At 71.0% G+C, this 13,784-nt stretch carries 12 protein-coding genes; 8 read left to right on the top strand and 4 right to left on the bottom strand.

Annotated features, from left to right (window positions below):
- Positions 1 to 75: 75 nt before the first annotated feature.
- The 8 genes from ACZ407_RS15315 (at position 76) to ACZ407_RS15280 (ending at position 8,665) form a co-directional block, all read left to right on the top strand.
- Positions 76 to 1,206 (top strand): amidinotransferase, encoded by a 1,131-nt coding sequence (locus tag ACZ407_RS15315; protein WP_468128550.1) that lies wholly within the window; start codon positions 76 to 78, stop codon positions 1,204 to 1,206.
- Positions 1,207 to 1,257: 51 nt separating this feature from the next.
- On the top strand, positions 1,258 to 1,644 hold the full coding sequence (locus ACZ407_RS15310) for a hypothetical protein (RefSeq protein WP_468128549.1): 387 nt from the start codon (positions 1,258 to 1,260) through the stop codon (positions 1,642 to 1,644).
- 175 nt (positions 1,645 to 1,819) lie between these two features.
- Positions 1,820 to 2,692 carry a YwqG family protein gene (locus ACZ407_RS15305; protein ID WP_468128548.1) on the top strand — a complete coding sequence of 291 codons (873 nt, stop codon included), beginning with the start codon at positions 1,820 to 1,822 and terminating at the stop codon, positions 2,690 to 2,692.
- Between the two features lie 158 nt (positions 2,693 to 2,850).
- Positions 2,851 to 3,837 (top strand): quinone oxidoreductase family protein, encoded by a 987-nt coding sequence (locus ACZ407_RS15300; RefSeq protein WP_468128547.1) that lies wholly within the window; start codon positions 2,851 to 2,853, stop codon positions 3,835 to 3,837.
- Between the two features lie 241 nt (positions 3,838 to 4,078).
- Entirely contained in the window at positions 4,079 to 4,651 is a 573-nt protein-coding gene (locus ACZ407_RS15295; RefSeq protein ID WP_468128546.1) for a DUF4232 domain-containing protein, read from the top strand.
- 454 nt (positions 4,652 to 5,105) lie between these two features.
- Positions 5,106 to 5,690, top strand: a complete 585-nt coding sequence (locus ACZ407_RS15290) for an EF-hand domain-containing protein (RefSeq protein ID WP_468128545.1) — start codon at positions 5,106 to 5,108, stop codon at positions 5,688 to 5,690.
- 90 nt (positions 5,691 to 5,780) lie between these two features.
- Positions 5,781 to 7,634, top strand: coding sequence for a ThiF family adenylyltransferase (locus ACZ407_RS15285; RefSeq protein ID WP_468128544.1), 1,854 nt, complete (start codon positions 5,781 to 5,783; stop codon positions 7,632 to 7,634).
- Positions 7,631 to 8,665, top strand: a complete 1,035-nt coding sequence (locus ACZ407_RS15280) for a 3-oxoacyl-ACP synthase III family protein (RefSeq protein ID WP_468128543.1) — start codon at positions 7,631 to 7,633, stop codon at positions 8,663 to 8,665. The genes ACZ407_RS15285 and ACZ407_RS15280 overlap by 4 nt, the downstream gene beginning before the upstream one ends.
- Positions 8,666 to 8,704: 39 nt before the next feature.
- Here ACZ407_RS15280 and ACZ407_RS15275 read toward each other — a convergent pair whose 3' ends face one another.
- From ACZ407_RS15275 to ACZ407_RS15260, 4 genes are all read right to left on the bottom strand, one after another.
- Entirely contained in the window at positions 8,705 to 8,935 is a 231-nt protein-coding gene (locus ACZ407_RS15275) for a hypothetical protein (RefSeq protein ID WP_468128542.1), read from the bottom strand.
- A 55-nt stretch (positions 8,936 to 8,990) separates the two neighbouring features.
- Positions 8,991 to 9,866, bottom strand: a complete 876-nt coding sequence (locus ACZ407_RS15270; RefSeq protein ID WP_468128541.1) for a potassium channel family protein — start codon at positions 9,864 to 9,866, stop codon at positions 8,991 to 8,993.
- 246 nt (positions 9,867 to 10,112) lie between these two features.
- Positions 10,113 to 11,420: a Na+/H+ antiporter NhaA gene (nhaA, locus tag ACZ407_RS15265; RefSeq protein WP_468128540.1), complete on the bottom strand. Its 1,308-nt coding sequence runs from the start codon at positions 11,418 to 11,420 to the stop codon at positions 10,113 to 10,115.
- Positions 11,421 to 11,539: 119 nt separating this feature from the next.
- A complete protein-coding gene (locus ACZ407_RS15260; RefSeq protein WP_468128539.1) occupies positions 11,540 to 12,070 on the bottom strand; it encodes a DUF6416 domain-containing protein in 531 nt (176 codons plus the stop codon).
- Positions 12,071 to 13,784: the final 1,714 nt, after the last annotated feature.

The raw sequence follows: 13,784 nt of genomic DNA, 5'->3' as shown, positions 1-13,784 counted from the left end.
CCGAGAGGCCGCAGCAGCGCAGCGGGGGCGGGCTGCGGCCGGTGAGAGCTGCCGGGGCGAGGGGAGCGGTGCCCGATGTCATCGCCATCGAACACCACGGCCGACGGCAGGGCACGCCCCCGCCCCCTCGCATCGCCGGTCTGTTCGCACAACGAATGGGACCCGCTGGAGGAAGTCGTCGTCGGGCGTCTGGAAGGCGCGACGTTCCCCTCCCGGCACCCCATCGTGACGTGCAACGTGCCCACCTGGGCGGGGCGGTTGCAGGGCCTCGTCGCCGGCCTTCCCTACCCGCGCGCCCTGGTCGGACCGGCACAGGAGGAACTCGACCGGTTCATCGCCCTCCTGGAGTCCCTCGGCGTGACCGTCAGGCGCCCGGACGCGGTCGAGCACCGCCGGCGCCACGCCACCCCGGACTGGTCCTCCCGGGGATTCGCCAACAGCTGCCCGCGCGACAGCCTGCTGGTGATCGGCGACGAGATCATCGAAACGCCGATGGCGTGGCCCTGCCGCTACTACGAGGCCTTCTCCTACCGCGCGCTCGTCAAGGAGTACTTCCGGCGGGGGGCGCGCTGGACGGCAGCTCCGAAGCCGCAGCTCACCGACGACCTGTTCGACGACGACTACCGCATCCCCCGCGGTGACGGACCGGTGCGCTACCTCACCACCGAGTTCGAGCCCGTGTTCGACGCGGCGGACTTCGTGCGCGCCGGCCGCGACCTGTTCGTCCAGCGCAGCAACGTCACCAATCGCATGGGCATCGAGTGGCTGCGCCGTCACCTCGGTCCCGGCCACCGCATCCACGAGATCGAGAGCCGCTGCCGTACGCCCATGCACATCGACACGACGTTCCTGCCCCTCGCACCCGGCAAGGTGCTGGTCAATCCCGAGTACGTGGACGTGGACCGGCTGCCCGCGGTACTCGACGGATGGGACGTCCTGACCGCTCCGGAGCCCGATCCGCTGCCCGACCGCCTGCTGAAGATCACCTCCCTGTGCGGCAAGTGGCTGAGCATGAACGTCCTGGTCGTGGACGGCCACCGGGTCATCGCCGAACGCCACCACACCGGCATGCTGCGGGCGCTGGAGCGGTGGGGCTTTGAACCCGTCCCGTGCGACCTGATGCACTACGCCCCCTTCGGCGGCTCGTTCCACTGCGCGACCCTCGACGTCCGGCGGCGCGGTACGTTGGAGTCGTACGTCATCTGAGCCCGCAGGGACGGCGGCCCGAGGACAACGCGAGGCATGCGGGAGGCGGACATGGCAGGCCGGCACCGTTACCACCTGGATCAGGACGGTCACTCGATCACCGTCGTGCAGGACGAGCGACGCCGCCGGGCGGAAGTCTGGGTCGACGGGAAGACCGTCGCGGTGGCCCGTGTCCCGCGTGACCGGGCCACCGTGCTGGAGGGAGAGATTCCCACCGTGCCGCCTCGGCGGATGGTCATCAGGATCGGCCCCCCGGGGGACGCGCGGGAGGTCCCGTTGTGCGTGCTGGAGACGGACGGCGGGCGCTACCTGATGCCGAGCATCGCTTTGACCCGCCCGGAGCGGTGGCCGGCGGAACGCACACCACCGGCCCGGACACCCGGTGAACTCATTGCCCGGTGGCGAGCGCGGCACGGCCGCAGCCACCACCGTACGTGACCTGGCCCGCGGCCCGGGCCCCTGGGTGGCTGAGCCCGAGGCCGTACCGGGCGTTCGCCCGTGAACTGGGGTTTCCGGGCTACTTCGGGCAATACGGGGACGCCGTGGTGGATTGCCTCGGCCGCAAGCCCGCTCGGCACTCCGGTTGTCGGAGGCGGCTGGCAAGATCGATCCCGTGAACGGCATACGTACCACCCCACCGCGGCCGTGCGACATCGGCGCGCTCTTCCCCGATTTGGCGCCGCTGGCCCGCACTGCGACCCGGCTGCATCCCCGTCCCGGCTCTCCGTCGCCCTACGACAGCTCGGTCGGCGGACCGCTGCTGTGGCCCGCCTCGCGGCCGTGGCCGTACTGCGACAAGTGGCACGAGGGACCGGTCTCCCCGCTGGTGCCCGTGGCCCAGCTGTACGCGCGCGACATCCCCCAGCTGCGGCCGCCCGGACGGGCCGACCTCCTGCAGGTGCTGTGGTGCCCTTCCGAGCACCCGCCGTACTACAAACCCACGACCGAGCTGTTCTGGCAGACCGCCGCCCACCTCACCGGCGTTCTTGCTGTCCCGCCCACTCCGGCCGACGTCCAGTACGGCTACATGCCGCAACCGTGCGTGCTGTCACCGGAGCAGGTCACCGAGTACCCCAACTTCCTGGAGCTGAGCCAAGAGCTGCGGGAACAGGTCAACGATCCGAGCACCTGGCGGGCGGCCGGCATCGTGCTGGGCGATGACTACGCGGAGCCGCAGGAGTACTACTCCGCCGAGCTGTCCGAAGCCCCCGGGTGGAAGGTCGGCGGGTGGCCGCCCTGGGGTCTGACCGATCCCCATCCCCGGTTCTGCATCAACTGCGGCACTCCGATGAGCCCGCTGCTGACCATTGCCTCGTACGAATCCCGCGACCATCGGAGGGGGTGGGTCCCGAACGAGGACCAAGGCATTGCCGTGATCGACGACGACCCCGTGCACAACCCGCCCGGCCTCGAGGTCTCCGGGGGCAACAATCTGCAGATCTACTCCTGCACGGCGTGCTCCACCCACACCACGTTGATCCAATAGCCCTTTCCCCGGCAGGGCCTCGGTACATGGTCCGCCCGCCGGGAATCGGATCGCCGTCAACGGGGTTGGTGGGGGAGAAGTCGTCAATCGCCATCAACGCGGTTGGTGGGGGATGAGCCGTTGTCGGAGGGGTCATGCGAGCGATACAGGTGTACGAAGTGGGCGGTCCCGAGGTGCTGCAGGAGGCCGAGGCGGACCAGCCGCGGCCGGGTCCGGGCGAGGCGGTCGTGGAAGTCGCCGCATCCGGGGTCAACTTCCTCGACGTCTACCACCGAGAGGGCCGGTACACCCTCCCGCTGCCCTTCACCCCGGGCGCCGAGGGCGCCGGCACGGTCGTCGAAGTGGGACCCGGCGTCGCTGACGTCGCCGTCGGGGACCGGGTCGGTTGGGTGGAGATTCCCGGCACGTACGCCGAGCGGGCCGTCGTGGACGCCTCCCGGCTGGTGCCGCTGCCCGACGACATCAGCTTCGAGACGGCCGCCGCCGTGCTCCTCCAAGGCATGACCGCGCACTATCTCGTCAAGGACGCCTACCCGGTTCAGGCGGGCGACACGGTGCTCGTGCATGCGGCTGCCGGGGGCATGGGGCTGCTTTTGACCCAGCTCATCACCCATCTCGGCGGCAGGGTGATCGGCACGACCTCGACCGCGGCCAAGGCCGAGCTGGCGAAGCGTGCCGGGGCCGCCGAGGTGGTCCTCTCCTCCGCAGTGGACGATCTCGCAGCCGAAGTGAAGCGGCTCAACGGCGGTCGGGGACTGCCGGTTGTCTTCGACGGCGTCGGCGCGCACACCTTCGAGGCGAGCCTCGCCAGCCTGCGAACCCGCGGCCATCTCGTGCTCTTCGGCGCGGCAAGTGGTGCCGTGCCGCCGTTCGATCCGATGCGGCTCGCCCACGGCGGTTCGCTCACCCTGATCCGGCCCAGCCTCGGGGACTTCATCGCCGATCGGTCCGAACTGCTCCGACGGGCCGCCGACGTGTTCGAGTGGGTGCGCTCCAAGGCGCTTGAGGTCACCGTAACGGGCCGCTACGCATTGTCCGAGGCCGCCCAGGCCCACAGCGATCTGGAGGCTCGGCGTACCACCGGCAAGCTGCTCCTCCTCCCCGATGCGGCCGCCCTTGCACGGCGCGAGGAGACGCAGAGCTGAGGAGTTCGTCCGCCCCACGCGGCCGGCGCCGGCACGGCCTCGCTCACGGGCCGGTCCGTGCCGTCGGCGATTGATCGGCGCGCTCCGAGAAGAGCCCGGCCTGTCGTCACCGTTCTGTCACAAGCGGTCGCTGCACGGAACCCTGTCGCTCTCCCGTTCCATCTGGACTCACGTAACACGCGTACCGCGGGGCAACAACCGACCGAAACCCGCGGACGAGACGACTCAGGGGGACGACAGCATGCGTCACAGCAATGGCATTCGCAGGGCGGTTCTGGCGACGACGGCGGTCGCGGCCGTTGCGGCGGCGGTGACCGGCTTGCTGCCCGGCACCGCGTTGGCGGCGAGCACCACCACCTCCGCCACCCCGCCGCCCGCCTGCCCGGCCTCCGCCCTCCGGGTCAGCGCCCGGCAGGCCGCCCACCCGCCCGTCGGGACCGGGACCGGGGCGGCGGTCGTGCAGTTCACGAACGTCTCCCGGAAGACGTGCGTCCTGAAGGGCCATCCGACGGTCGCGGGTGCCGGCAACGGCTCCCCCGCCCACAACACCCCGCTCAAGGTCACCCGCACCGGCAGGGCGGCCACCGTGACGGTCCGGCCGCACGGCAAGGCGTGGGTGAAGCTGACCTTCGTCCAGGTCCAGGGGGAGGGCGACGGCTACTGCGTGTCGGGCAAGACCCCGAAGGCGTTTCCGACCATGGTCATCGGGCTGCCGCACTCCGGGAAGCACCAGGTCGCCCTGAACGACGGGTGGTGGGCCGAGTGCGACGACAAGGTGACCGCCACCCCGGTCTCGGCGGTCAAGCCTTCCTGACCCCCGTCCCGCAAATCAGCAGCCTGCATGACGATCGCAAGCGTCTGACCTGCACGTTTACGAGGAACTGCACATAAGTGCAGCGGCCCCCACCTCCTGCCGGGCTCGGAGCGGGATCCCCCGGACGGGGGGTGGCAGAGGAGGGGCGCAGGGGTGCAGTGACGATTCAGCACCCCCCTAAGGGCCTGGATCGGCCCGTCCCGGGCGCCGCACCGGCGTGCACGTCACCGTGCGCGCCGGTGCGCGTGCCCGTGCGCGGCCCCGCAGGGATCCGGAGACGCGGAACCCCAGCTGGGGGTGGCATCAGAGGGGCGCGCGACCGGCTGCGCAATGCACGCGAACGGGTGATGCGCCCACCGTCTCCATTGACTTGTGGATGTCTGTTCCCTGCGTCCGAACGGGTGAGGTGCGGCGCTCCGCATGATCACCGGCGCCAAGGATGGGCCGCACGGCCGTGATCATCGGTCGTCGACGCGAGCAGGAGGACTCCGTGCCCGACACCACCCCGGTACTGACCCGCAAGATGCGCTTCATGTTCACGCTGCTCGACGCCGATCGGGACGGCTTCCTCGACGCGGCCGACCTCACCGCCGTGGCCGACCGGATGGACTCGGTCTTCCCCGGGCAGCCGGCCCGCATCGGCACCCTCCGCAGCACCCTGCACGAGCTGTGGCAGGAGCACCTCGCGCCCGCTGCTTGCGGCAGCGGCCGCCTCGACGCCGAGGCCTTCGAGCAGGGCATCCGGCGCTCGGCCGGCGCCAGCCCCATCACCCTGCTGGAGACCCTGCACGAGGGCGCGTGCGCCTGGATCTCGCTCTGCGACGCCGACGGGAACGGCCTCATCGACCTCGAGGAGTACCTGCGGCTGAACCGGGCGATCGGCGGGCTGCCCGCACAGCAGATGGAGGAGTCGTTCCGCCGCCTCGACCGCGACGGCGACGGAGCGCTGGACCCGGCTGAGATCGACGCCGCCGTCGTGGAGTTCTTCACCAGCGAGGACCCCGACGCACCCGGCAACTGGCTGTACGGGCCCTTCTGACCCGTCGAAGCCCGACGTCGTGGCACCGAAGCCGCGAAGCCGGGAAGCGAAGCCATGTCGAAGTCGCAGAGAAAGGGAGGACGGTTCTCAGTGCAGCAGGTTCACAGGGCCGCCGAGACGCCCTGGCACGTCTCCGCGTTCCGCGTCGGCCCCGGGGACACGGAGGCGGCCGAGCTGGTCGGCCGGATCCGGGAACTCCGGGCGAGGATCTTGTTCGACCACGGCCGTCGTCCCGGCTTCCGGACAGCCGACGGCGCGTACGCCGACGATCAGGAACTCGATTTCGGGGCCTGGCACTTCGTCGGCCGCCGCACGGCGGACGGGCCGCCGCTGGGCTACGTACGGCTCTCGACGCCCGAGACGGGCGAGCTGTTCCAGACCCGCGCCTACCTGGGCGCGGACCGCTACGAGGAGGTGCTGCGCGAGCACGGCCTCGGCGCTGGTGAAACGTTCGAGCACAGCCGGCTGGTCGTCGAGCACCAGGCCCGCAAGCTGGGCCTGGGAATCCACCTCAACGCCTTCGCCATCGCCGCCGCACGCTGCCTGGGGGCCAAGGCGATGATCGGCACCTCCGGAACGGCCGACGGGCAGGATCGTTTCCACGAACGCTTCGGCTTCCGCGCCGTCCCGGGAACGCGCCGCTACGTCGAGCGCTACACCGAGGACGTACTGATCATGCTGTACCGGGCCGCGGCCCCGGCCGGCCAGTACGGCGGCCTCGTCGAGCGGTTGGAGGACGCCTTCCCCGCCGCGACCGTCCCGGCGGACGAGGCCGTACGCGGCACCGCGGGCCGCCCCTCCTCCCCAAAGCCCGCCCCGGTGCACCGCGACGCGGCCGCCGTCACCGCCACCGGCCCCGAAGTCCGTTGGCGACCGGTGCTGTACGACCTGGAGCGCGCGGCGGACCGGCGGGCCCACGAGGCCCTCCTCGGCTCCGGCGCCGTCCGGGAGGTCATGGACACCATCGAGGAGCAGCTGGCCGAACTGGTCACCAGCCGCGAGCCGGCGTTGCGCTCCTCACCCCAGGCCGTCGCGCGGGCAGTGGCGCGGCAGCTCGGCGGCACCGCGCCGTACGCCTACGGAACCTGGGTCTGGTACCCGTGGTCGGGCCGGCTGGTGCACCTGCTGCCCCGGGAGGAGTTCCGCCTGGTGCGCACCGACCGCAACCGCGGCCGGATCGAACGCCCCGAGCAGCGCCGCTTGATGGGACGCAGGGTGGGCGTCATCGGCCTCTCGGTCGGCAGCAGCGCGGCCCTGACCTTCGCCATGGAGGGCATCGGCGGCGCGTTCAAACTCGCCGACTTCGACACCCTCAGCGTCTCCAACCTGAACCGGCTGCGGGCGGGAGTGCACCACCTGGGCCTCAACAAATGCGTGATCGCGGCCCGCCAGATGCTGGAGATCGACCCCTGGCTGGACATCGAGATCCACCCCGGAGGCCTGACCGACGAGACGATGGAGGAGTTCTTCACGGGCGGCGCGGGCCCCATCGACCTCCTCGTCGAGGAGTGCGACACCCCCTACGTGAAGCTCGCCGCCCGGGAACACGCCCGCGCGCTGGGCATTCCGGTCGTGATGGACGCGAACGACCGCGGCCTGCTCGACGTCGAACGCTTCGATCTCGAACCCGACCGGCCCCTGCTGCACGGACTCCTGGGCGACACCACCTCAAAGGACCTCATCGGCCTCACCTTCGAGGAGTCGGTGGACGTGATCCTGACCATGGTTGACCGCGCCGGCATCAGCCCGGAACTCGCCGCCGCCGTCCCCCGGATCGGCACCACGCTCAGCAGCTGGCCGCAACTCGCCTCGGGCGTCGCGCTCGGCGGGGCACTGACGGCGGAAGCCGCCCGCAGGATCCTCCTCGGCCTGCCCCGCCCCTCGGGCCGCTTCTACGCCGACCTCGAAACCCTCACCTCTGCCGACCGGAGCACCGTCGCATGACCATGACGCACGAGCAGACCGCCGACACCCACACCGGCGCCGGCCTGCCGGTCCCCTTCGGCGTCGCGGGCACCGGCCTGCACCTGCCCCCGACGATCGTGACCAACGAGGAGCTCACCCGGAACCTGCGCACCAGCGAGGAATGGATCACGACCCGCACCGGGATCCGCGAACGCCGCCGGCTGGCACCCGAACTGGCCACCTCCGACATGTGCGCGGCCGCCGCCCGCCCCGCGCTGGAGGCCGCCGGCCTGAGCCCCTCGGAGCTGGACGCGGTCATCGTGGCCAGCTACACCGCCGACCAGCCGCTCCCCTCCACCTCGGTGATCGTGAAGCACGCGCTCGGCGCCGTCAGGGCGCTGGCCATGGACGTCGCCCAGGCCGCCTGCGCCTCCGGCGTCCACGCGGTTCTGCAGGCGGCCCACCTCCTGCAGAACCCCTCAATCAGCACCGTGCTCGTCATCGGGGCGGACTGCGCCTCCCGCGTCATCCGCCCCACCGACCGCACCGGAGGAGTCTTCTTCGGGGACGCCGCGGCCGCGGCCGTCCTCACCAGCGCCGCCACCCCAGGGGCCGGACTGCTCTCGTACGACATCGGCTCGCAGCTCTCGTACGCCGTCCAGATCCCCGGGGGCGGTTCGCGCCTGCCCACCACCCCCGAGACCCTCGCCTCGGGCAAGCAGTACGTCTCCATGGACGGACCCGCCGTCTGGGACACGGCGACCACACGCCTGCCGCAGAGCATCACCGCAGCGACCCGCCGGGCCGGCCTGCTGCCCACGGAGATCGACCACTACTTCTTCCACCAGGCGAACATCAACATCCTGGCCGAAACGCTCCGCCGCCTGGACATCCCTGCCGACCGCGCGCCCATCACCCTCGACCGGCTCGGCAACACCGGGGCCGCGGGCCTGTTCACCGCCCTGCACGAGACTGCCTCGGCCGGCGCACTGCGCCCCGGGGACACGTACGTCCTGTGCGGCATCGGGGCGGGCTGGCACTGGGGCACCCTCTGCATGCGCCAGCCCTGACCCCGACTCGTACCGGCCCGACCCCGCAGGGACCCCCGGTCACTCCGCATCGACGACACCCACCGCGACCGGGGTCCCGGCCTCCACGGTGCGGCTATGCAGGTGCCGGGCCCGCATCCCCCCCGGCGCGGGCCCGGCGCCCGCCCCTCCCGGCCCGAGTCCGGTGGACCCGAGCACGATCGCCCCCGTGAAACCGAGCATCGAAACGAAGCCCGCGACCACCGGAAGCGACAGCCACCCGTCGAACACCAGCGAGACGGCGAGCAGCACGATCCCCCCGATGCCGAGACCCGGAAACCGCGGTCAGGCGGGGGAGGTGCTCCGCCTAGTCACCGGAGTGGCGGCCGTGGTCGCGGGCGAACGCGTCCAGGATCTGCCGCGGTGTGCCGCCGTTGTGCAGGAACCGCTGGTCGAGGATGAGCGCGAGGTCCTCCAGCGCGGCCCGGAGGACTGCCGCCGCGAGCCGGACGTCCGGATGGCGGGCGCCGGCGGCCTGGTCGGCGAGGTTGCCCGCATAGGTGACGTGCCGGGCGAGGGAGGTGCGGTCGTCGCCGTCGTGGAAGTAGTAGGACTCGGCGTACTGCATGAAGTCGACCGAGACCACCGAGATCCCCGCTGCCAGGCTGTCGACGATCGCCGCCCCCGCTTCCGTGTCGATCTGCTCGGTCGTGGGGTGGGTGCGCGAGAGGTGGGACAGGCGCAGCGCGAGCGCGCGGCGGCGGGCGAGTGCCGGGTAGATGCCGAGGGTCCACGAGACCGTTGCGGTCAGCAGGACGAACCCGACGAGGGCTTCCATGGGGGCGAGGACCCGCAGCCACCCCTCACCCGGTGCGATGTCTCCGAGGCCGAGGGTGGAGACGTGCACCAGGGAGACGTACAGCGCGTCGAGGAACCGCGCGTGTTCGGCGGGCTCGAGTCCGGCGGTGTACGTGAACCCGCCCGGCATGTGCGGCCAGTAGACCAGCGCCCACCCCACCACCACCGTCAGGGCCCACGAGGCGACCACGGCCACCATCGCCAGCGGACCGGCCAGCCCCGAGGCCCCGCGGCCGGACGCGAGGCGGCCGGACAACCGCCACGCGCCCGTCATGATCAGCCGGCTCAGACCACCGTGGCGGGTCGGGTGCCACAGGGTGTGGAACACGTCCCGCAGGACGTACAGCACCATGACCGCCCCGACCGCGTTGAACAGCCAGGCCATCCGACTCCCCTCTCCTCGACGTGGCCGCTATACCCACCTTCCACCGGTAGCCCGCGAATGTCAGTCCGGTGGTACGCGTCCACCGATGGTGAAGGCGACCGGGGGTCCCGCCGGCACGGCCCCCCGGCAAGTCCGGCACACCCCGGGATCGCGCAGTTCCGCGACCGCCGTCCTGATCCCCAGGGCTGCGATGACGACTGCCCGTGCCAGGAGCGTCGCGCCCGCTCCTGTTCGCTTCCCGTCGTCTCAGCGCCCGGCACCGGGCTCATCGGTGCGCTGGTAGATGTCGGGGATGCCGTCGGCGTCGGCGTCCAGGGTCTCCTCCTCGTACAGGCGCCGGTAGATCCCGTTGCGGCGCCGGAGCAGGACGGCGGCGAGCACCGCGGCGAGGAGGGAGCCGACCAGGACGGCGGCCTTGACGTGCTCACCGGCTTCCGCGCCGGGGAAGGCGAGTTCGCCGATGAGGAGGGCGACGGTGAAGCCGATCCCGGCGAGGACGGCGAGGCCGAAGACATCGGCCCAGGCCAGATCCGGGTTGAGGCGGGCACGGGTATGGCGCGCGGCGAGGTAGGTCCCGCCGAACACGCCGAGGATCTTTCCGGCGACCAGGCCGACGACGACGCCGAGGGGTTCGGGCCGGGTGAACACGTCCGCCAGGGCACCGGAGGAGACGGAGACGCCGGCGGCGAAGAGGGCGAAGAGGGGGACGGCGACGCCGGAGGAGAAGGGGCGGAGGAGGTGGGAGGTGCGGGCACCGGGCGACGCGGCCTCGCCCTGGTCGGTGGTGGTGCGCAGGATCAGGCCCATGGCGACTCCGGCGACGGTGGCGTGGACGCCGCTGTTGTACATCAGCGCCCAGACGGCGACGCCGAGCGGGACGTACCACCACCAGCCCCGCACGCGGAACCGCTGCAGCGCGTAGAAGGCGAACAGTCCGGCGACTGCGCCGCCGAGGGCCCAGAAGTTGAGGTCGCTGGTGAAGAAGATCGCGATGATGAGGATGGCGCCGAGGTCGTCGACGACGGCGAGGGTGAGGAGGAAGGCGCGCAGGGCCGCCGGCAGGTGGGTACTGATCACGGCGAGGACGGCGAGGGCAAAGGCGATGTCGGTGGCCATGGGCACGGCCCAGCCGGCGAGGCTGCCGCCGCCGAGGACCGCGGTCAGCGCATACAGGGCGGCGGGTACGGCCATGCCGCAGAGCGCGGCCACGACGGGCAGCGCGGCCGTGGCCGGGGTGCGCAGCTCGCCGACGACGAGTTCTCGCTTGAGTTCGATGCCCGCGACGAGGAAGAAGACCGCGAGCAGGCCGTCGGCGGTCCAGTGGCCGACCGAGAGGTCGAGGCCGAGGGCAGGTATGCCGAAGTGGAAGTCGCGTATCTGCTGGTACACGTCCCCGACGGGGCTGTTGGCCCAGATCAGCGCGATGATCGCGGCGGCCAGCAGGACGAGGCCGCCGATGGTCTCGGTGCGCAGGGCCTCGACGACGGCCCGGCGCTCGGGCCACGGAAGCAGGCCGAGGAACGGGGAACGCGGTGGGGGCGGGGCAGCGGTCATGGCGGGGAAACCTCCGGGGCGTCGGCAGGATTCGGGCACACGGCCCCAAGGACGCCGACCAGACTTCCCGGCACACCCCGCGTCCGCTCGGTGGTGAGATGAGCGCGTTGACGCGTTCTTTACACCCTATCGAGAGGCGTGGGATGCCGCCAGGGCAGCCGCGTGGCCCAGGCGTATGGGTAGGCGGTGTGTGCGGATGCGCTCAACGCGTCCTGAAAACGTGGCCGTGGCATGCCGGCGGTGTGTGGTGGGTGCCCCTGTCGGTCAGGACTCCAGGCCTGTGCGAATACCGCAGCCACATGCTCGGGCACGCCGTAGGAGGCGCCTCCCTTGCCCTTCCACCAGCGGAACGGGGCACGGCGCCCGGTGTTGTGGTTCGCCTTGCCGAAGAGGGTCATGGAGCCGGATACGACACTGGCGGTCCGCTTCGTACCGTCCGTGTTCAGCCCCAGGTGTTCGGCTATCTCGTGGCAGGTGAAGACGTGCCCGGGGTGGCCCAACAGCAGGTCGAAGATGGCGCGGGCGGAGGAGTCCAAGGCCTCGTAAAGGGTGCGGGCCACATTCAAGTCGGCGTCTGTCCAGTCGGGGCCGTAGTGGGCGGCCCCGCCGTCATGGCGGTCCCAGCGGGGGTCCGCGGCGTCCAGGTACATGTGTGCTCCTCTTGATCGTGTAAGGCTGGTGAGATTGTGCTGGTGTTCTCCCCCCATCGGCAGGGGCTGCCCGGCATATGGGACGCCGGTCGGATTCCCTTGGGAAAGGAACCCCTTGAATGGGTGGGGTGGGGCTTGGCGGTGCGGTGTGTTTGTGAAGAGTTTTGGGGCGTGGGCGCGTCTCCCTGTGTTGTTTCCAGCGCTGGGGGTGGACGTGGGTTGGTTAAGTACTACGCAGTTTTACTGTTTCGCGACACGAGGGGGGGAGGTCCCCGATAGCCAGCGGGGTAACAGTTGATCCAGAGTCCATCTGCTAGCCAAAACGAAGCAGGGGTGTGTGCTCCTTGTCCGGCTGTCGCCTGTGAGCGAGGCATGAGAGTGAGGGGATGATCCGCGTTCGCTCACCCGCATGCTTCCAACTGCCCGTCACCCGGGCCGACGGGAATCGACTTGGGGGATGGCGGTGTTCCTCGGCGGGGGAGGTCAGGGGTGCGGGGTGTGAGACGCGGGCCGCGGGAGTGGGGCTTGCTTGCCGGGGGTTGTCACCTGAGGAGACCGCGGGTGCAGGTCGGTGGCCGGGACGGGCCCACTGAAAAATCCTGAGGGACGGTTGGCAGGAGTGGGGTAGCTTGTATTTGCTGGTGGCGGGGGCAGGTAGCGCAGTGGTCGACGCGCCCCCCTTCAAGGGGGTCTGACGCCGGTTCGAATCCGGTCCTGTCCGCTCCACCCGCAGGCCAAGTCAGGCATGCCCCTCGGGGCCCCGTGGCCAGCCCCCCGCGTAGCGGGCCGTCCTGGAGGCGGAGCCGGAAGGACTTTGGGGGAGTGAGAGCAGACCCGCCCAACGGGCCGGAGGCCCAGACCCCGTGAAACGGGGTCACTCCAGCCTGCGAACAGGTGGAGCGAAGCGGAGAGCCCGAACCGGTTCGGAGCGAAGGGCAGGACCCCGGCCGGAAGGGCCGGTTTTAGGACCGCGAAGCGGTTTGCCGCTGAGCACAGCGTGGCGGTTGTCTCCTGAGCACGCAGCGCTTGGGGTCACTGCTAAGGGCCGCGAAGTGGCCCTGTCCCGCTGAGGGCAGCTCGGCGCTCTACTATCGCAGTGAAGCGGAGAGGCAGGGCTCCAGAAGGGCCACGGCGGAGCGCAGTGCGGCTGTCCCTTCCTCCGTGCAGCGGAGGATCTCGCTGGCACTGCTCCCCAGTCCCCAGAGTGGGTGAGCCCGCTGGGTTGGGCTCAGCCGAACCCACCGAGCACAGAGGAGGCGCTTCACTGCTTCCACAGCAAAGCGGAGGAGCCAAGCCCTGAAGTGCCCAGAGCCGAGCGCAGCGGCAGCCGCTGAGCGCAGCGAGGCGGTTTTCTCATGCTCTGGAGCGCAGCGGAGGCGGTTCCACTGCCAAGCGCGCAGCGCTTGGACTCACTACTAGGGCCGCAAAGCGGCCCTAGCCCTCCGAACGCAGTGAGGCGAGAACCGTTCCCCAGGGCGCAGCGCTGAGGAGCCCAATGGCTCGGCAAAGCCGAGCGCACCGAGCGAAGCGGTCCGTGCTCTGGAGCGCAGCGGAGGCGGTTCCACTGCCAAGCGCGCAGCGCTTGGCAGGCTGCGAAGCAGGCCGTTCGGGGTGGAGCGAAGCGCAGGACCCCGGCCCGAAAGGGCCGGCCATCTCCCGGAGCGAAGCGCAGGGCCAGGCGCCGAAGGCGCCCAGGCCGAGCGCAGCGAGGCAG

The organism is Streptomyces sp. NPDC030809 (genome assembly GCF_055572195.1).
Note: the sequence above shows the minus strand (reverse complement) of the source record. Positions and strands in the feature narration are given on the sequence as shown.